Consider the following 20,135-nt stretch of genomic DNA (forward strand, 5'->3'; position numbering starts at 1 on the left):
GGCGCCGGCGGCGCTGCCCGATCGCCTCGGCATGAGTACCGCACGCATGCGCAGTAGCGACTCAACGTATGACGCCATCGTCGTCGGCTCGGGAGCCGCCGGCTCGTGGGCGGTCAAAGAGTTGACGGAAGGCGGTCTGAATGTGGTCCTGCTCGAGGCGGGCCGGGACCTGGACATCGCCCGAGACTTTCCGGCCCGCACCGATGTGGGCGTGATGGGCGTTGCCGGTCGCGTCAAGGCGGCGATTCGGGGACAGCACGTTCAGGCGCGATGCTCGTCGTTTTCCGATACCACGAAGCAGTTTTACGTCAGCGATCGAGAGAATCCGTACACGAATCCGCGGGGCGAGACGTTCCTATGGTTTAGGGGCCGGCAACTCGGGGGGCGTCTGCACACCTGGTGGAGACATGTCCCCCGGATGTCCGATTTCGAGCTCAAAGCCGCCAGCGTCCGTGGCGACGGCCTCGATTGGCCGCTGTCGTATGACGACTTGGCGCCGTATTACGACATCGTCGAGCGGACGCTCGGCGTCTACGGGGCACCGGCGGGCATTCCAAACTGCCCGGACGGACAGTTCATCGGTCCCGCGACAACGACGAAGCTCGAAGACGCGTTCCTGACGAATGTCGAGATGCGCCTCCCGAACATCCGCGTGACGCATGCGCGGAAGACCAAGTACGACAACAACAGGATTCCGCTTCCCATGCGGCTCGCACTGGCGACAGGCCGGCTCGAAGTTCGTACCGATGCCGTCGTCAGCCGATTGCTGATCGACGCACAGTCGGGGAGGGCGACCGGCGTTGAATACGTGGAGCGGTCGACGGGCACTGCGCGGGCGGTTCGGGGACACGTCGTCGTGCTGTGTGCCTCGGCGATCGAGAGCGTGCGGATCCTGCTGAACTCGGAATCCGCCAGGCACCCCGCCGGCGTGGGCGGATCGTCGGGCCATCTCGGACGTTATGTGTGCGACCACGTTTCCTACACGCAAGTCGGCACGGTCTCTGACGAAGACGTGGAGCTCGGGCTCAACGAGGATGGATTCGACTTCGCCGGCACGGGCCTCTACATTCCGAGCTTCCTCGACAAGGAATCGAAGAACTTTTCCGGCGGCTACGGGATTCAGCTGGCGATTGGCCGCGGTGCGCCGGTGTGGATCATGAGCGCGTTCGGCGAGATGCAGCCCCGCTACGAGAATCACGTTTCGCTCGACCCAACGGTCAAGGACGCATGGGGGATCCCGGTGGCCAGGATCGAATGCGCTCATTCCCAGGATGACCTCGAGATGGTTGCGCACATGAAGCGCAAGCTTCCAGAAATTGCCGCCGCCGGGGGCCTGCGGGTCGGCAAAAACATCGAGGTCGGTCGCTGGAACATCCCCGTGCGACGGCTTCGATCCCTCGTCCTTGCCGACTGCGGCGCGCTATGGCCCGGGGGCGCCATTCACGAGACGGGCGGCGCGCGCATGGGCGACAAACCGGACGACTCGGTGCTGAACTCGTACTGTCAGTGCTGGGATGCTGACAACGTGTTCGTGACTGACGGCGCGTGCTTTGTTTCACCCGGGTTCCAGAATCCCACGCTCACGATGATGGCTCTGACGGTTCGAGCGTGTCGGTTCATCGTTGGTGACTATCGAAAGCGCGTGAACTAGATGGACTACGCGAGGGTCGCTGGGATTGACAAGCCGGTCTCGCGCATTGTGTTCGGCACCGATCGACTACATGGCCGGCCTCTGCCCCTGGTGCGCAGTCGAACCCTTGAGCAGCAAGCCTTCTCGCTTATGGATCGGTCATTCGAGCTCGGATGCAACACATTTGACACGGCGCGCATCTACTGGGACAGCGAACGGACGCTGGGCGCCTGGATCCGGGAACGTCGCAACCGTGACGAGGTCGTCGTGATCAGCAAGGGATGCCATCACCACCTCTTATCACGTCGACCGCGGCTCTCGGCCTCCGACGTGTCGCACGACCTGCACGCATCGCTCAAGGCGCTCGGGACGGATTTCGTTGACCTGTATCTGCTGCACTTCGACCACTCAAGTGCGCGGATCGAACCGCTCATCGAACGGCTCAACCGCCACATCGACGAAGGCAAGATCCGCGCGATCGGGGCGTCGAACTGGTCGCACGAGCGGATCGCCACCGCCAACGCGTTCGCCGACAGCGCGGGGCTCAAACCGTTCAGCGCGTCGAGCGCTCAATTCAGCCTCGCCGAGTGGACGCGACCTCCGTGGCCTGGCGGCATCACTCTCGGCGGCGACGGCGCGCGTGGCGCACGCGAGTGGTATGCGGCGCACGGGCTGGCGGTGTTCGCGTACTCGAGCCTTGCCCGCGGATTTTTTTCCGACCACTACGATCCGAAGGATCCGGGTGCCAACCGACGGAGCCGGTGGTGTGCAACCTACTTCGGGACCGACAGAAACATCGAAAGGCTCGAGCGCGCAAGGACGTTCGCGCGTGAGCACGATGCCACCGTCGCGCAGGTGGCGCTCGCGTACGTGCTGCGCCACCCGCTTCAGCCATTCGCCGTGGTGGGCTGCTCGACGTTCGAGAAGTTCGCCGAGAACGTGGGCGCGTTGTCCTTGAAGCTGAATGAAGCGACGCTCCATTGGCTCGATACGGGTCAAACCGCCCGATGACGGTCCCGATCTCCGTGGACACCGTAGCAGCGCGTCAACGTCGCAGGCGCCCACGCGGCGCAGCACTCCCACCGGGCGAAGCGGCGGAAAATTCTGTTTTGCGCACAACAGCTTTGGGATGAAGGCACGATGTGGCAGAAGACGAACAACGGCGACCGGTGCGTGGTGAGGGAAATATTTCGTCGGGGCAGCTCGCCGGGGCGGGGGACGTGCTGCGTGCGCCACTTGGATCTCCGCGGACAGGTGGCGTAGGTGCGCCCATCGCAGCACCGCCACAGCGTAACGGTGAAGGCCACGTGCGAGATGCCGGTGCGCGACCCCTCTGAGCTGGATTTGACGACCGAACAGCGGCGTGACCCAAAAGGTTGGAGTACCTCACTAAAGCTCGGCCGTGCAAGGAACTGCGCTCGGAGCGATCATCTACTTGACCCGGGTTCCCGTGGTCGAGGATTGCTTCACTCACGAGCCTTACCTTTTACGGATAACTCTGGACAAATCATGACACCGGGATCCGCCGGCGCAGCCATAGTTTAGCTATTCCGGAGCCACGATCCCTGAGCATCGCCAAAAGACATCTATCGAGGTGTCTTTTCCGCGGAGCGGCTCGGGCTGGGTTACCAAAGTCAAATCGGCCAAGACAAGTTCTTGACTCGATGGTTCTTCAAGGACCGAGGACGCGGATTTTTTCGTTGACGTCGGAGGCATTCGATGGAGTTCGCGACCACGGCCTACTCTTTTTGACGAAATCTTTGTGAACAAACGGGTCCCCTATTCCTGGGACACGTAGCCCGATCACGAATACTGCGCACCAATCCTTCGCGCGACCTCCCGGGCGACCGAGACGGCGTGGATGATTTTCCCACCGAGGATCGAATAGCAGCCGAATCCATGTTCGGTGATATCGGAAGTGCGCATGTCATCATGCTCTCTATACGCATTCACTCCGCGCAACACATAATGGATACTATCTACCTCGGCCTCGCGCACGATGGGAAGCCACTTTGCACTTTCACGGATGACTTTTTCGGTCACCGGTGATCCAATCTCTCGGAATATATCGGACGGCACCAGGCCATCCTTCGGCACGAAGCGCTTCCGGACGGAGTGTTTAATGTGGACCAGCGTGAATAATCCGTCGTCCTTGGTCGGCACCATGTTGGTGAAGGGGCCATCCATCACCGCAAAAGAGATTTTTGGAATGCCGAGCCGCACCCAGGCGACTTCGACCAGATCGATACGGATCGGCTTGATCGGAAATCCGAGCCATTTGAGGAAGTGGTTGTGGCGAGCATAGGTCGCGTTCACGACATGATCGAACACTTCCTCTGTGGTATTGCCCTCCGCGTCTCTAACGACGAGCAAAATTTTTCCGTCTTGGACGATGCGCGCGCCGATGACCTCGCTGTTGAACCGCAATTCGGCTTCCGACGCTTCAAGCAGATCCGCGGTAGTCCTCTTCAACTGCTTGAAATCGTAGATCGGTTCAAAGGTTTTGAGGCTTGCGCCGACTTTCATCCGGTCGAGAAATCTTTCGTCGGGATAGCCCTCGTGGTACGCGAGGTCGTTGTCGCGGCAGAACTCGAGATATGCCGCGCTACTGACCTTCGAACCGCGTTTTGCCACGCTGTAGTACGTCGGAAAATTTCTGATGACCGCGGCTTCGTATCGCTCTTCGAATGGGCCGATCGTCGCCGCAATGTCGTCAATGGTTTCCTGGCTGCGGGGGTAGTGATAACCCCAATGATGCCGGTACTGGTTGTACTTCGAGGCCTCGGTGCATATGTCGTCATTTTTTTCGAACAGCACCACATCAAACCCGGGCGACAACTCGATCGCGCAGTTCGTCCCGAAGATTCCGGCGCCGATCACGGCGACCGTCGGTCTTCCCTTTGCCGCCTTGCTTCCGCGGCCCTCGAGCGCGATCTTGACTACGCGCTCGCCGAGCTTCGCGTCCGGGTAGTCGATCGTTTCCCCCGCGATAACACGGACAAATTGCGTCAATTCACGCTCGAGCGGCGTAACGGGGTCCGAACAATCGATCGCGTTCGCGATTTGGCCCTTTTTGTATGTCACGATCTGCCCGGTGAGCAGGTCCGCGGCGACGACAAGATCATCGGCGAGGAGCTTTATCGTCCGTAGCTTCTTCTCGCCTGCCCACCCAAACCGATACACGGCATGCAAATTATCCGCATATTGCGCGCCGACGAGCTGGCAGCGCTCGGTGAGCTTGGTGGTGCGCTTTCGAATTAGGCGTCTGTCGTCGAACAAAAAGTCGACGATGTCGAACGGGTGCAATAATTCTAGTTCGATGTCGCGACCCAAATCGGTGATTTGCGGTTGTATGAACGATATCTCCACGCCGAGCGGATCGACACGACGGATCATTTCTTTCAGCCGCATTACGGTGGCGTCGAAACGCATGGTGTGCCCCACCATGAGTGCCCTCGGCTGGGTTCGCGCGAATCGCGCCGTTTCTTCTGCTTCATCACGACTTACCCCGAGTGGTTTTTCGATTAACACATGCGCGTGGGGCAATATCCGCCGAACCAGGTCGGCATGGGTGGCCATCGGAGTAGCGACAACAACGCCATCAACCGAGGCGAGCAATTCATCGTTCAGTCCCTCGAATACCGGAAATTCGGTCGACGCATGCAACAATTCGGCGCTTTCCTTCGTACGAACCACGACCCCTGCAAGCCGAAGCACGTTCCGCTGGTGCAGTACTTCAAGCGTGGCCAAGTGCTTCTTACCGAATCTTCCTGCGCCCACAAGAAGTATGCGGGGACCGATCTCGGGATCGACGATGCTCGCCGCGGTTGACCGCAGCACGCCGTCGCTAGCGGACAGCTGCTGGGTGTCGACGTTGGCCCCCGTTTTAACCACGGGTCCCAGGCTATCGTGGCGATCGCCGCCGCACGGTCGAACCGATCAGTTCGGTAGCGCCCAATCCCGCAGCCACCGTTGTGACTGCGCCTGCGGGGCATCGCGGCTCCCCGCCCGGGACGGCAATGAACCGCACAAACGGGGCGCAGAACACGGGTCGTCCAGCAGCGCGTCGACGTCGCCGGCGCCGCCTCCATTTGTGCCCGCGTTCGCTAGACCGCGACCGGGATGGTGGCGGCCAGACCGACCTCCGCCTGTCGCCGTCTGACTCATCGAAGATGACTTGGCGTCAAAGGCGCACCGACTCTTCATAGTTCATCGCTTCGCGGCGCAGTGCTTCGGACCAGCCGGTTTGGTCACCGCGACAACGGATCTCGAGCGGCAGACATCGAAGCCTTGGCATTCGCCCACCGAAGCGGAAACTTCGGCCCGTGCGTTTGACGTGTCGGGGCGTCGGCGCGCTTGACGACAACTCTATGATTTTCCGAATGAAGTTCGTGCTGGCATGCTATGGAACGCGTGGCGATGTCGAGCCTTACGTCGTGGTCGGCCGCGAGCTGCTGCATCGAGGGCACGACGTGCGCATGGCCGTCCCGCCCAACCTGGTTGGCTTCGTCGAGGCGGCTGGACTTTCGGCGGTCGCCTGCGGGCCGGATTCGCTGGCGTGGCAGGAGCTGCATGAGGAATTTATGACGCGTTTCTGGCGCGACTTCTGGAAAATCCGGGATTTGATCAGGCTGGGGAGCGAAGATCACCGACTATTTACCCGGTGCTGGAAGGAGATCGGTAGCGCGCTGACGTCGCTGGCGGACGGGGCAGACCTGCTCGTCACTTTCTGGTTTGGCGAGCAGGCGGCCGTCAATGTCGCCGATTACTACGGCATTCCGTTGGCCACGCTGCATACATTCCCCCTCCGCGCCCACGGCCACCTCGTTCCGATCCCGCTGGCGCGGTTGGGGCGTTCCGCAATGCGCGTGGATGAATGGGTGAGTTGGCGCCTCCTCACAAAGAAGCTGGGGGACGACCATCGCCGTGAGCTGGGCCTGCCTAAGGCCACAGGCCCGGCGTCGCGACAGATCGCCGAACGTCGCTCGCTGGAAATCCAGGCCTACCACGAATTGTGCTTTCCCGGGCTGACCGCCGAATGGGCGAAATGGCATGGCCAGCGGCCCTTCGTCGGCGCCCTGACGATGGAGTTGCCGACCGACGCCGATGAAGAGGTCGCATCATGGATTGCCGCGGGAAGACCGCCGATCTACTTCGGGTTTGGCAGCACGGCGGTTAAGTCTGCCGCCGACATACTGGGCATGATCAGCGCGGCCTGCGCGGAGCTGGACGAGCGGGCGTTGGTTTGCGCCGGCTGGAGCGACTTCAGCGGCGTCCGCGATTTCGAGCACGTCAAGGTGGTGGACGCGGTGAACCATTCGGCCATCTTCCCGGCTTGCCGCGCGGTCGTGCACCACGGCGGCGCCGGTACCCTGGCCGCGGCCCTGCGCGCCGGCGTCCCCCAATTGATCCTGGCTACGTTACGGATGCATCAGCCCATATGGGGAAATGCGGTCAAACGAATGAAAGTGGGCATTGGCCGGTATCTTTCGAAGGCTACCCAGGACTCGCTGGTCGCGGACCTGCGCACCATCCTCGACCCGGAATACATGGCTCGGGCCCGCGAGATCGCCATCCGAACGAACAAACCTTCCGAGAGCGCGGCGGCCGCGGCGGATCTCCTGGAAAATGTCGCCCGCCTGCGGTGCGTTGGCTGATCGACGAAGGCCGACCGACCGGCGACGACAAGAAGTACGGTACGCAAATGGACAGAGTTCTCGATCTGATCGACCAAGCCGCCTTTGACCTTGGGCGCGCGACGGGGGTTGGCACCCGGCTGCAATGCATGTGGCTGTACGACGGGCCGGTCAAAATCGACGATCTGAGGCAGTTTCATGAACATCTGCAGCGGGGGCGGTTATCTCGTTGCATAGAACGGTCGCCCTTGCCATTCGGCCGCCACCGTTGGATATCGGCAGTCTGCTCCTCCGACATCGAGATCGTCGCGTCGGCCCGGCCGCGTGAAGAATTCGACGCGTGGCTCAGCGAGCAGGCCAACACCCCGTTGGATTGCGAGCATGGACCGGGATGGCACCTTGCCGTCGTCCCGTTCACCGACGGCGGCGCCGGGATCAGCCTGGTCGTTTCCCATTGCCTCGCCGACGGCGTGGGCATGTGCGAGGCGGCGGCGGACGCCGCACGTGGCCGCGACGACACGATCAGCTGGCCCGCCGCCGCATCGCGCCGGCGGTGGCAGGCCGTATGCGAGGACGCCCGCCAAACCCTGCGCGACATTCCCGCTATCGGCCGCGGCATCGCGACCGCGGTACGGATGGCCCGCCGAAACCGCAGAGATAGCGCCGCAAGCGCCACCCCGGCGCCTGCGCTGCCCGCGGGCGCCGATGAACCCATCACCTTTTCAACGGCAACGGTTTTCGTCGATGGCGACGCGTGGAAGGCCCGCGCGCAGTCACTCGGGGGGACCAGCAACACATTGCTTGTGGGGTTGGCCGCACGACTCGCCCAGCGATTGGGACGCGTCACCGAGGGTGGCTCCCTCGTCTTGGGGATGCCAGTCAACGAACGCACCACCAACGACACTCGCGCCAACGCGAATTTCGCTGTCCCGGTCCCGGTCAACCCCGCACCCGCGACCAAGGACCTCGGCGGAATCCGAGCCGCGATCAAGGATGCGCTGACTCGCCAGGAGGAGGGAACCGCTGAGCACCGGTCATTGTTGACTCTTGTTCCCCTGATTCCCCCGCGACTAATCAAGCGATTGGGCGGCGTGCCCAACGGCGTTCTCTCATCCAACCTCGGGGTGGTCAATCCCGACGCCGGCCGGCCGGCTGGTACGGATGCCGACTACTTCGCCATGAAAGTTCTCTACCCGGGCATGACCAAGGCGATGGTGCACACGTTTGGCGGGCTGCTGTGGTTGGTCTCAGGAGCTACACCGAGACATGTCTTCGTCTCGGTCACTGCTTACCAGCCGGGCCGCCCCAACTCGAATGACAGTTTGCGACAAGAGCTTTCGGATGCCCTAGACGAGTTCTCGCTCACGGGCACGCTTCTCTGATCCCGTCAGGCGGCGAAATGTACGTCGGTCACGTGCGCGGCCACCCGCAGGGCGTTGGCCGCGACGGTCAAGCTGGGATTGATGCCGGCGCTGGACGGGAAGAACGAGGCGTCCACCACGTAGAGGTTGTCCAGTTCGTGCGCCCGGTTTTGCGGGTCCAGCACACTGGTTTTGGGATCGGCACCGAAGCGGCACGTGCCGCAGACGTGGGCCAGCACCACATTGTCCTTGGCGGTCCGCAGGGTAATTTTGCGAAACGGCTCAAACACCTGTTTCAACTGCCGCATGAACATGGCGCGGCGCTCGATCTCGTTGGGGTGCAAGCGATATTGAAGTCGCAGCCGCTGGCGGCCGTCCGAGCCCGGCTGATCGGACGGCAGGATGCGATTGTCCAGATACGGCAGATCTTCCATCACGGCGTCCAGCAGCAGTCCGCCGCTCAAGAACCGCTCGTAGATTGGGCGCGCCGCCGGGCTGATGAAGCGCATTGCCTTGTGCTGCCAGCCGGGGTGGTTGGTCAGCGCCTCCATGGGCGGCATCGCGCCACCTGACTGCACGGTCCCGTATTTCTGGCCCTCCCAGAAATAGAAATCGTTCAGCCCGATCTGCTTGTCTTGGTCTGAGGCCTTGCAGTCGGGTTGTGGCCAGACCTCGATGTGGTCGACGAGATGCCGCATCAGGTTGCGCCCCACAAAGTCTGAGCCGTTGGCCAATCCGCGCGGCCAATCACCCGACCGGGAATTGAACAAGAGCACCGGGGTGACCAGCGCACCGGCGGCCAGCACCACCACCTTTGCCTTCAGGGTCAACCTGCCGGAGTGATGTTCGCAGATCACCTGGCGGACATGCGAGCTGTCCGCATCCACGCGCACGACACGACATTCGGCAAGCAGTTCGGCGCCGTATTCGGCAACCGCGGGCAGCAAGCAATTGCGGGCGGCGTCGTTTTTGCACGAGTGGTCGCAAAGATAGCCCTGACAGGTCGCGCAACCCTGGGTGTAATCACAGGCCATCGGAAGGTGATATGGATGCAATCCGCGTCCCAGCAAGTAGTCGACCAGCGGCTGGTTGTTTGCCGAAAACGGCGGTGGCGCAGGGAGATCGGCGTCCGCCGCCTCGGGCCGCAGGGGATCATGCTGGCCGCGCACCCCCAACAGCTGCTCGGCCGTGGCGTACCAGGGCCGCAGCTCGTCGTAGGTGATCGGCCACGCCTCCGGCACCGTGGAGTCGCCGGGGTTGCGAAAGTCCTGCCGGGGAATGAAATCGCGAGCAAAGAACCGTTCGCATACCATGCTGTAGATGGCCGACGAGCCGCCGGTCCCGCTGCCGACCCCGGCCAAGTAACGTCGCGCGTGCCGCCCGCTGATGTCTTCGATCTCGTCGGTGGAGCGCCCGGCCCGGGACAAGGCGTCGTGGTAGGTCGCTGCCGCGCGGGCGGCGACTGGCTCGGCGATTTCCGGTATCGCAGAGCGAATCGTCCCCGGGGCCCCGGGCAATGTCGAGCGCCCCTTCTCGACGAACAGCACCCTGCGGCCTGACCGGGCCAGCGAGTAGCCCAGCATCCCGCCGCCCATGCCGGTGCCCACGACAATCACGTCCCACGTAACGCGTTCCGCCTCGCGCGCGTCCACCTCGCCGTCAGCCAAAACGAACCCCTCAGCAGATGATGGCCCAAAGCTGTACCCCTGTTGGGCGAACATGAACGTACCATCGGCTGCCACACGAAGGTCGTCGTTCCCTGCGTCGACCCCGGCGGAACTTCGGTGTCCGATACCGCCTTGGATCCGTTGCTAGTGTTGCTGGCGGGACCGGTGCAACCGCGCCTACAAGAAGGGGCGCCGGTCGCAGGACGTGGCGTAGGCGAAGCTCAACGCTCCGACATCGGCAGGCAGCGGTCTTGTATTCATCTCGGGACGCCTTTGCCAAGCAGGCCGACCCGTCCGGCCGACCCATCGAGGTCGTAAAAGAGTTGTCGTGGCACCGGGTCCAACGGTGCGTTCAGCATGAGGAACGCGTAGTCGCGGTCACGCGGATCGCTGATTTCGCAGGTATTGCGCAGCGGCTGCTGTCCGAACCAACCGCGAACGACCAACCAACTGAAGCCAATTGGCGAACGCCCGGCCGCCTGCAGAAAAACGAGCGATAATGACCGATGCTCCTGAGAGCGCCTAAGCAGACAACAACTGAAAGGCTTGGATTCTCGCGATGAAATTTGTGCTGGCATGCTATGGAACCCGCGGCGATGTCGAGCCCGGCGCCGCCGTCGGCCGTGAGCTGCTGCGTCGGGGGCATGACGTGTCCATCGCCGTCACACCTGACTTAGTTGGCTTCTGCGAATCGGCTGGGCTTACGGCGGTCGCTTACGGACCGGATATGCAGCCCGTTCTGCAAGCGCAGCACAACTTGTCGGCGTGCTTATTCCGCAAGTTCTGGAAGATCCGGGATCTGACCATGCTGTGGCGGGAATACTGGCAGCTGATCACCGAGCGCTGCGGGGAGATGAGCACGAGCCTGGTGTCGCTGGCGGATGGGGCTGACCTGCTGTTCACCGGACCGGTTTTCGAGGAGCTGGCTGCCAATGTTGCGGAGTATCACGGCATTCCGTTTGCAACATATCATTACGCGCCGGCGCGGGCCTACGAGCAACTTGTACCCATCCTGCCGTCGCCGCTGGTGCGCTCCGCAGCGGCGGCCTTCGAGTGGGTGGCTTGGCGCGTGGCCAGGAATGTCGAGGACGCGCAGCGGCGTGAACTTGGCCTGCCGAAGGCGACATGCCCCCCGCCGCGCCGCATCACCCAACGGAAATCACTGGAAATCCAGGCCTACGATGAGGCGTGCTGTCCCGGGCGCGTAGAGGAACGCGCCAAATTCGAAGGCCGACGGCCTGTTGTTGGTGCGTTGACGATGGAGTTGCCAACCGATGCCGATGACGAGATCGCGTCGTGGATTGCTGCGGGAACACCGCCGATTTACTTCGGGTTTGGCAGTATGCCGGTGGAAGCCGCTGCCGACGCGCTCGCAATGATCGGGGCGGCGTGCACGGAGTTAGGTGAGCGGGCGTTGGTTTGTGCCGGCGGGGGTGGCTTCAGTCATGTGTCCCATTTTGAGCATGTCAAGGTGGTAGGCGCGGTTAACCACGCGGCCGCGTTTCCCGCCTGCCGCGCGGTCGTGCACCACGGCGGCGCGGGCACCACCGCCGCAGGCTTGCGGGCCGGGGTTCCGACGTTGATCCTGTGGATGTTGGGCGATCAGCCGTACTGGGGAGCTCGGGTCAAACGGCTAAAAGTGGGTACCGCTCGGCGCTTTTCGAGCACAACCCGGGAATCGCTGGTCGCGGACCTGCGCACGATCCTGGCCCCGCAGTACGTCTCTCGGGCCCGCGAGATCGCCTCCCGGATGACCAAATCCGCGGACAGCGTTGCGGCAGCCGCCGATGCCCTAGAGAGTTTCGCCCGCGCCGGCCACACCGGCTGACCGGTGAAGGCGGCCCGTCGCGGTGATCAGCGCCCGGCAAATCCGACCGCTGGCTATCCGGCAGTCAAACCCACATCGGTGCGCCTCTCGTAAGGAGCCCCCAACGGCCGTGGCTTGGCTATCGCCTTAGGGACTCTCGTCGGCGGTCTGGCTGTCGGGACGCTTGGTCAAAGTACTGGATTTTCAGGTCGCCAGCGCGGGTAGTGAGTTATGCTCCTGGGCGGCTGAGCCGGATGATGGGGAGGCTCCCGTACTCGTTTCGCAGAACGGAACGGCAAGTGAAAGGTCACGATCTGCGATGAAATTGGCCGTATTCGTACAATGCGTCGACCCGGCGGCATCGCGAGGAGAGTTCTCTTAGTCATGGGTCGCGCACTTGTGGCGGGCGGCGCTGGCTTCATTGGCTCTGCGCTGTGCGAGCGCTTGCTGCTCGACGGCCATGACGTTGTCTGCCTGGACAACTACAGCACCGGTAGCCCGCGCAATATCGATCACCTGTCGCGGCTAGGTTCTTTCAGCTACATAAAGGCCGACGTCACTGATCCGTTCACGGTGGCCGGCCCGCTAGACGTCGTGTTGCACCTGGCCAGTCCCGCATCTCCGCACGATTATGCACGTCTACCGATCGAAACGCTCAAGGCCGGCTCGGCCGGCACCCTCAATTGCCTAGAAGTGGCGCACGAAAAGCGTGCTCGCTTCGTCTTGGCATCCACGTCCGAGGTATACGGCGATCCGCAAGTCCACCCGCAGCCGGAAGGCTATTGGGGCAATGTCAACCCCATTGGGCCACGCAGTATGTACGACGAGGGCAAGCGATTTGCCGAAGCCCTGACGACCAGTTACCGCGCTCGGCTTGGAGCGAATACGGGGATTGCTCGAATCTTCAATTGTTACGGCCCGCGAATGCGGCCAAGTGATGGCCGTGCGATACCCACCTTTATTTGGCAGGCGTTGCGCGGCGAAAGTTTGACCGTCACCGGCGACGGGAGCCAAACGAGATCTGTCTGCTACGTCGACGATCTGGTGGACGGCCTGGTATGCCTTATCAAGTCCGATACTCCGGGCCCGGTCAACCTCGGAAACCCTGAGGAAATTACCGTGCTGGAACTGGCGAAACGCATACGAGCAGCGGTCGGGTCGAGGTCAGACATCGAGTTCATAGCACGGCCGCCCGACGACCCGACGATGCGTTGTCCAGACATTTCGCGGGCGCGTGAGGTCCTCGGTTGGAAGCCGGTCACAGATCTCGACCACGGACTGAAACTAACAATCAGCTGGTTCCGTGACCTTATCAAGGGCGGCGCACAGCCTGGTGAGGCGGATCGATGAACGCGGCTCGCATTATGGCGGCGATCAAACGGACATTGTCACCGACCGAACTACGACACGCGAACGTATATTGATCCATCGAGAATGCATTGCCGAGGGGACTGATATGGCTGGGCGCATTGCCGTGGTGGGGGCCGGTTATGTCGGACTCACGACGGCGGCTTGCCTTGCGATGCTCGGACATCGGGTCATATGCGCTGATGTGGACGAAGCCAAGGTTGAGCGGCTGAGCCGCGGTCATGTGGACATCGTTGAGCCACGTCTCCCGGAAATCGTCCGGCAAGGCCTCACATCAGGGCGCCTGCGCTTCGTACGTGCCGGCGCTGTCGCGGATGCTGAAGTCATATTTTTGTGTTTGCCCACCCCAATGGGGGTAGACGGCCAGGCCAACATGACTTGCTTTGACAACGTTGCGCTCGAAGTTCGCGACACGCTTCCGAACGGCAGCGTTCTCGTTATTAAGTCGACAGTCCCGGTCGGCACGGCGGCACGAGTGGCTGCGCTGCTCAGACAGTCCGATATCGGCGTTGTCTCCAACCCGGAATTCCTGCGCGAAGGCTTTGCCGTCGATGATTTCCTCAAACCGGACCGCATTGTGATCGGTTCGGACCGAGCGGATACAGCTCAGCGGGTCGCCGCACTCTACGACTCGCTCGCCGCCCCCACACTATTTACGGATACGGCAAGTGCAGAATTGGTCAAGTACGCGGCCAACGGATTCCTTGCCGCAAAATTGTCATTCGTCAATGAGGTCGCCGAATTATGCGAACGGCTGGGCGCGGATATCGCCGCGGTCACCGAAGGCATGGGATACGACCCTCGGATCGGCGATTCGTATCTCCGGCCGGGGCCCGGCTGGGGTGGTTCGTGCCTGCCCAAAGACACCGCCGCGGCTCTATACATGTCTAAGCAGATAGGGCTGGAATTGCCGCTTCTGCAAGCCATCGTTCGCAGTAATGCAGAACAAAAATCACGAGTCGTCGATCGTGTCCGGGCGGCTGCGGGAGGGGCGTTGAATGGCAAGCGAATCGGGCTGCTTGGCCTGACTTTCAAGGCCGGCACAAACGACCTCCGCGACTCGCCAGCACTCGACGTGGCTGATCAGCTTGCTTCTGAGGGATGTGAATTGGCGGCATACGACCCAGCTGTGCCGGGGGACGTTCCTGGCGTCACCGATGGCATCACGGTCGTCCCGGATGCCTACCAGGCCGTGAAAGACGCGGATGTTGTGGTACTGCTCACCGAGTGGTCGACATTCCGGGCGCTCGATTGGGCGCGGGTGGCCGACCTGATGGCTGGACGAAACGTTATCGATACGAGAAACCTTCTCGACGCGAATTTGCTCATTGAGTCAGGATTACTTCACAGCGGCATCGGTATACGAACGCCGCTGCAGTAGAACCAGCGGCGACGATCAGCCGACACCAAACACGCAAGGCCGGTCAAAGCAACCAAAGGTGATGACGGGCCGATACTTTGGTGTCACCTATGCGCATGACAACTGAAAGCCCAGGACCGCGATGAAATTTGTGCTGGCCTGCTACGGAACTCGCGGGGACGTCGAGCCCTCCGTCGCCGCCGGCCGCGAGTTGCTCCGCAGGGGCCACGAGGTGCGCATGGCGGTCCCGCCCGAACTAGTCGGCTTCGCGGAATCGGCCGGACTTTCGGCGGTCGCCTATGGGCCGGAGACGCAGGCGATGCTGGACGCGCACCGCAACTTATGGACGCAGTTCTACCGCAATTTTTGGAGGATCGGCGAGCTGCGTCGGTTGTGGCGCGAGGTTTGGGGGCACCGCAGCGAATGCATGGGGGAGATGAGCAAGACGCTGACGGCGCTGGCCGACGGCGCCGACCTGCTCTTCACCGGACTGGTTTACGAGGAAGTCGCCGCCAATGTCGCGGAGTACCATGGCATTCCGCTGGCCACACTGCATTACTTCCCGCTGCGGACCAATGGTCAGATCGCCTTTCCCACACGCTTGCCGCCACCGCTGGTCCGCCTTGCGATGACCGTGTACGAGTGGTTCGGATGGCGCATTTGGAAGAAGGCCGAGGACGCGCAGCGTCGTGAACTCGGCCTACCGAAGGCCAAAGGCCCCGCGACGCGACGGATCGCTGAACGCGGATCGCTGGAAATCCAGGCCTACGACGAAGTGTGCTTTCCGGGGCTGGCCGCCGAATGGGCGAAATGGGACGGCCTGCGGCCCTTCGTCGGCACGCTGACGATGGAGCTGGCGACCGATGCCGACGAGGAGGTCGCATCGTGGATCGCCGCGGGAACTCCGCCGATTTACTTCGGGTTCGGCAGCATGCCGGTGGAGTCCCCGGCCGACACGCTGGCCATGATCGCCGACGCGTGCGCGCAGCTGGGCGAGCGCGCGCTGGTTGGTGCCGGCTGGAGCGACTTCAGCGACGTCCCCCATTTCGACCACGTCAAGCTCGTGGGTGCGATGAATTTCGCGGCCATTTTTCCCGCCTGTCGTGCGCTCGTCCACCACGGCGGCTCGAGCACCACGCCGATTGGCCTGCGCGCCGGAGTCCCGCAGCTGATCCTGTATTGGGACCTCGTTCACGCGATCTATGGAGACCAGCTCAAACGACTGAAAGTGGGTACGGCGCGGCGCTTTTCGGGCACATCCCGGGAGTCGCTCGTCGCCGACCTGCGCACCATCCTCGCCCCGCAATATGCCGCGCGGGCCCGAGAGATCGCCACGAGGATGACCAGCCCCGCACAAAGCGCCGCGGCCACCGCGGATCTTGTGGAGAATTTCGCTCGCCGCAAGGGCGTTGGCTGATCGAAGCTTTTCGATTCCAGGTTTGTAGCGTGGGTCGTGGATTAGACTGCCGGACGGGTGAGCCGGGGACGTGAAGCCCCGGCTTTCATTTTGGGGAGTGCATACAGGAAGGCGACGAATCAGCGATGCCTGAAGGCGTGTTTGGACGCAGCGACGCCGAGGTCGACCTCCTGGTGCGCGGCATGCGATCCGGGATCGCCATCGTGGGCTTCGGCTACATCGGCACGGTGATCGGCGCCGTGCTGGCCGACCGCGGCTGGCCCGTGACCGGGATCGACGTGCGGCAGAGCGTCGTCGACGAGATCAACCTCGGCAAGACCACGGTGCCCGAGCCGGGGCTCAACGAGCTCGTCTCCAACAACGTACGAGTCGGCCGGCTTCGCGCCACGACCGATTTCGGCGCGCTCGCGGACAACGACTTCATCATCGTGACCGTCGGGACGCCGCTTGGTCCGGACTTCGAGCCCATCGTGGACGACATCAAGGCAGCGGCGCGGGCCGTGGCGGAGCACCTGCGTCCCGGCCACGTCGTCATCCTCAAGAGCACGGTTCCGCCCGACACCACCGAAAAGCTGTTCCAGCCGATCCTCGAAGAAGCCTCGGGCCTGCGCGCCGGCGTCGACTTCGGGTTGGCGTTTTGTCCCGAACGGCTCGCCGAGGGCCAGGCCATCCGCGAGCTGACGTCGATCCCGATCGTCGTCGGTGCCGTCGATGAGCGCAGCGCGCGCGCCTGCTCAACGCTGTGGCGGCACACCCTGGGAATGGACTCCATCGTCGTCGACGACCCGCGAACCGCCGAGATGGTCAAGCTCGCCGACAACGTTTGGATCGACCTCAACGTCGCGCTCGCGAACGAGCTGGCCAAGGTATGCGACCGGCTCGGCATGGACGTACTGCAGGTCATCGACGCGGCCAACTCCATGCCGAAGGTCAACCACAACGTCAACATCCTGATGCCGAGCATGGGCGTCGGTGGCTACTGCTTGACGAAGGACCCCTGGTTCGTCAGCCATCTGGGCCAATCCCTCGGGCTGGAGCTGGCGATACCGCGGACGTCGAGGACCGTCAACGACACGATGCCCGGCTACACCTACGGGCTGCTCACGCAACTGCTCGCCGACCAGGGCAAGGCGATCGAGACCAGCAAGATTGCCGTGCTGGGCATCGCCTTCAAGAACAACACTGGCGACTGCCGGCTCACGCCCACCAAATACGTCGTCGCCCTGCTCGAGGAGTCCGGCTGCCAGCTTTCGGTCCATGATCCGTGGGTGCCGGAAGAGGAGGCCCGCACGGTCACGAAGATCCCCCTGACCGCCGACATCGAATCTTCGGTCGAGAATGCCGACGCCTTGGTCGTCCTGGCGGGCCACCGACAGTTCCACCAGATCCCGCTGGCGCGGCTCGCGGAGCTGGCGGCGCCCAGCTGTGTGTTCCTCGATGGCCGGAACAGCTTCGACCCCGCGGCGGTGCGCGCTGCCGGGCTGATCTACAAGGGGATCGGCCGATAATGCCCAACGTCGTCGTGACGGGCGGCTACGGCTTCATCGGATCGCACCTGGTCTCCGCCCTGCTGGAGCGCGGGGATTCGGTCACGGTATTCGATTTCGCGAAGAACACCCGCGACAGCAGCATCGACTTCGACCGGCACCCCAACTTCCGCTTCGTCCAGGGCGACGTCACCGATATCGATGCGCTGGAAACCGCCCTGACGCCCGGCGTCGACACGGTCTTTCACCTGGCCGCGGTCGTCGGCGTCAAGAACTACGTCAAGGATCCGCTGCGGGTTCTCGACGTCAACGTGACCGGCACCCGCAACGTCCTCGAGCTGAGCCATCGGCACGGGACGCACGTGCTGTTCGCCAGCACATCCGAGGTGTTCGGGAAGAACCCGAACCCGCCCTTCGCCGAGGACGACGATCGCGTCCTCGGTTCGACAAAAACGGCGCGGTGGAGCTACAGCACCAGCAAGGCCATGGCCGAACATCTCGTTTTCGCGATGCACACGGCCCACGGATTGCCCGCGACCGTAGTTCGCTACTTCAACGTCTACGGCCCACGGCAGAACCCAATCTTCGTGATTTCTCAGAGCATTCACCGGATCCTCAACGGCCGCCCCCCTTTGCTGTACGACTCGGGCGACCAGACACGTTGCTTCACCTACGTCGACGACGCCATCGCCGGCACCTTGCTGGCGGCCGACAGCGACGCGGCAATCGGTGAGGCCTTCAACATCGGCAGCATGACCGAGACGACCATGCGCGACGTTGTCGGTCTGGCGATCAAGATCGCGAACGTCGACTCGGTGTCCGCGGCGGAAGCTGTTGATACCGCGGCGCGCTACGGGGATCGCTATGAGGACATCCCCCGCCGCATTCCGGACTCGACCAAGGCACAGCGGGAGCTCGGCTGGCGGCTCCAGGTCGACGTCGAGGAGGGGATCCGTCGCACCATCGAATGGGCGCGGGCCAACCCGTGGTATCTCGAAGAACCCGCAGGGGATCGGCCGCGATGAGGTTTGTGCTGGCGAGCTGGGGAAGTCGCGGCGACATCGAACCCAGCGCCGCCATCGGCCGTGAGTTGCTGCGCCGGGGGCACGAGGTGCGCCTGGCGGTTCCGCCCGACCTGGTTGGCTTCATCGAGTCGATTGGGCTTCCGGCGGTCGCCTACGGCCTGGACAGGCAGGCCTGGCTGGAGGCGCACCGCAAGTTCTGGACGCATTTCTTCGGCAACTTCTGGCGGATCGGGGAGCTGCGCCGGTTGTGGCGGGACGTGTGGGAGCCAAGGACCCAGGCCCTGGGGGAGATGAACGCGACGCTGACGTCGCTGGCCGAGGGTGCCGACCTGCTCTTCACCGGCCTGGTCTACGAGGAGCTCGCCGCCAATGTCGCGGAGCATCACGGCATTCCGTTGGCAACGCTGCACTACTTCCCGGTGCGGCCCAACGGTCAGCTGCTGTCCTTCCTGCCGGCGCCATTGGGGCGCTTGGCGATGCGGGTCTACGACTGGGTCGGCTGGCGCGCGGAGAAGAAGCTCGACGATGCGCAGCGGCGTGAACTGGGGCTGCCCGCGGCCACGGCGCCGTCGGCGCGGCGGATTGCCGAACGCGGCTCGCTGGAAATCCAGGCGTACGACGAAGTGTGCTTTCCGGGGCTGGCGGCCGAATGGGCGGAATGGGATGGGCTGCGGCCCTTCGTCGGCGCGGTGACGATGGAGGTGCCGACCGATGCCGACGAGGAGGTCGCTTCCTGGATTGCCGCCGGGACGCCGCCGATCTTCTTCGGGTTCGGCAGCATGCCGGTCGATTCTCCGGCCGACACGGTCGCCATGATCGCCGCGGCCTGCGCGGAATTGGGCGAGCGGGCGCTGGTAGTTGCCGGCTGGAGTGATTTCACCGACGTCCCGCGATTTGAGCATGTCAAGGTGGTGGGCGCCGTCAACGTCGCCGCGATCTTCCCGGCTTGCCGCGCGCTCGTGCACCATGGCGGCGCGGGTACCACGGCCATCGGGCTGCGCGCCGGGGTCCCCACGCTGATCCTCTCGACGGACCTCGATCAGACGCTTTGGGGGGTGCGGGTCAAGCGGTTGAAAGTGGGCACCGCCAGGCGCTTTTCGGGCACGACGCGGGAGTCGCTGGTCGCGGACCTGCGAACCATCCTCGAGCCCGCCTACGCCGCGCGGGCCCGCGAGATCGCGACGCAAATGAGCAAGCCCGCCGAGAGCGTGATCGCCACCGCCGATCTGCTCGAAGATTTCGCCCGCGCGCGGCGTGTCGGCTGATCGACGGAGGCGAAAACTCGGGCCGCGCGATGGCCCCTGAGCTGTGTCGCAAGTGACACCAGATCACCTCAGGGACTTTTCCGAAAGCGCGTACAGGCCATGTAGGCCTCCA

At 63.3% G+C, this 20,135-nt stretch carries 13 protein-coding genes; 11 read left to right on the forward strand and 2 right to left on the reverse strand.

Translation table 11 applies throughout. From position 1 onward, the window contains the following. The first annotated feature begins 46 nt into the window (after window positions 1-46). Both A5747_RS22370 and A5747_RS22375 read left to right on the forward strand, forming a co-directional pair. Window positions 47-1,651 carry a GMC family oxidoreductase gene (locus tag A5747_RS22370; RefSeq protein ID WP_076128404.1) on the forward strand — a complete coding sequence of 535 codons (1,605 nt, stop codon included), beginning with the start codon at window positions 47-49 and terminating at the stop codon, window positions 1,649-1,651. 48 nt (window positions 1,652-1,699) lie between these two features. After that, on the forward strand, window positions 1,700-2,641 hold the full coding sequence (locus tag A5747_RS22375; protein WP_158070287.1) for an aldo/keto reductase: 942 nt from the start codon (window positions 1,700-1,702) through the stop codon (window positions 2,639-2,641). A gap of 792 nt (window positions 2,642-3,433) precedes the next feature. Here A5747_RS22375 and A5747_RS22380 read toward each other — a convergent pair. Then, a complete protein-coding gene (locus A5747_RS22380; protein ID WP_076128408.1) occupies window positions 3,434-5,524 on the reverse strand; it encodes an FAD-dependent oxidoreductase in 2,091 nt (696 codons plus the stop codon). A gap of 488 nt (window positions 5,525-6,012) precedes the next feature. Here A5747_RS22380 and A5747_RS22385 point away from each other — a divergent pair, with 488 nt between their 5' ends. Together A5747_RS22385 and A5747_RS22390 are read left to right on the forward strand one after the other, a co-directional pair. After that, complete coding sequence (locus A5747_RS22385) at window positions 6,013-7,287, forward strand: glycosyltransferase (RefSeq protein WP_076128450.1); 1,275 nt, start codon at window positions 6,013-6,015, stop codon at window positions 7,285-7,287. A 47-nt stretch (window positions 7,288-7,334) separates the two neighbouring features. Beyond that, window positions 7,335-8,648, forward strand: a complete 1,314-nt coding sequence (locus A5747_RS22390) for a wax ester/triacylglycerol synthase domain-containing protein (protein WP_076128453.1) — start codon at window positions 7,335-7,337, stop codon at window positions 8,646-8,648. Window positions 8,649-8,653: 5 nt separating this feature from the next. Here the strand turns inward: A5747_RS22390 and A5747_RS22395 are convergent, their stop codons facing one another. Then, window positions 8,654-10,294: a GMC oxidoreductase gene (locus A5747_RS22395; protein ID WP_076128410.1), complete on the reverse strand. Its 1,641-nt coding sequence runs from the start codon at window positions 10,292-10,294 to the stop codon at window positions 8,654-8,656. Between the two features lie 559 nt (window positions 10,295-10,853). Here A5747_RS22395 and A5747_RS22405 point away from each other — a divergent pair. The 7 genes from A5747_RS22405 to A5747_RS22435 all read left to right on the forward strand — a co-directional run bounded on the left by A5747_RS22405 (window position 10,854) and on the right by A5747_RS22435 (window position 20,023). After that, complete coding sequence (locus A5747_RS22405) at window positions 10,854-12,122, forward strand: glycosyltransferase (RefSeq protein ID WP_076128414.1); 1,269 nt, start codon at window positions 10,854-10,856, stop codon at window positions 12,120-12,122. 363 nt (window positions 12,123-12,485) lie between these two features. Beyond that, window positions 12,486-13,451, forward strand: a complete 966-nt coding sequence (locus tag A5747_RS22410) for a UDP-glucuronic acid decarboxylase family protein (RefSeq protein WP_076128416.1) — start codon at window positions 12,486-12,488, stop codon at window positions 13,449-13,451. Next, window positions 13,435-14,850, forward strand: a complete 1,416-nt coding sequence (locus A5747_RS22415) for a UDP-glucose/GDP-mannose dehydrogenase family protein (protein ID WP_233148117.1) — start codon at window positions 13,435-13,437, stop codon at window positions 14,848-14,850. The genes A5747_RS22410 and A5747_RS22415 overlap by 17 nt, the downstream gene beginning before the upstream one ends. Window positions 14,851-14,971: 121 nt before the next feature. After that, a complete protein-coding gene (locus A5747_RS22420; protein WP_076128420.1) occupies window positions 14,972-16,246 on the forward strand; it encodes a glycosyltransferase in 1,275 nt (424 codons plus the stop codon). Window positions 16,247-16,371: 125 nt separating this feature from the next. Next, window positions 16,372-17,754, forward strand: a complete 1,383-nt coding sequence (locus tag A5747_RS22425; protein ID WP_083700593.1) for a nucleotide sugar dehydrogenase — start codon at window positions 16,372-16,374, stop codon at window positions 17,752-17,754. After that, a complete protein-coding gene (locus A5747_RS22430) occupies window positions 17,754-18,758 on the forward strand; it encodes an NAD(P)-dependent oxidoreductase (protein ID WP_076128422.1) in 1,005 nt (334 codons plus the stop codon). Before A5747_RS22425 ends, A5747_RS22430 begins: the two co-directional genes overlap by 1 nt. After that, window positions 18,755-20,023, forward strand: a complete 1,269-nt coding sequence (locus tag A5747_RS22435) for a glycosyltransferase (protein WP_076128424.1) — start codon at window positions 18,755-18,757, stop codon at window positions 20,021-20,023. The genes A5747_RS22430 and A5747_RS22435 overlap by 4 nt, the downstream gene beginning before the upstream one ends. Window positions 20,024-20,135: the final 112 nt, after the last annotated feature.

The organism is Mycobacterium sp. IS-836 (genome assembly GCF_001954275.1).
In the GTDB taxonomy this organism is placed as follows: domain Bacteria; phylum Actinomycetota; class Actinomycetes; order Mycobacteriales; family Mycobacteriaceae; genus Mycobacterium.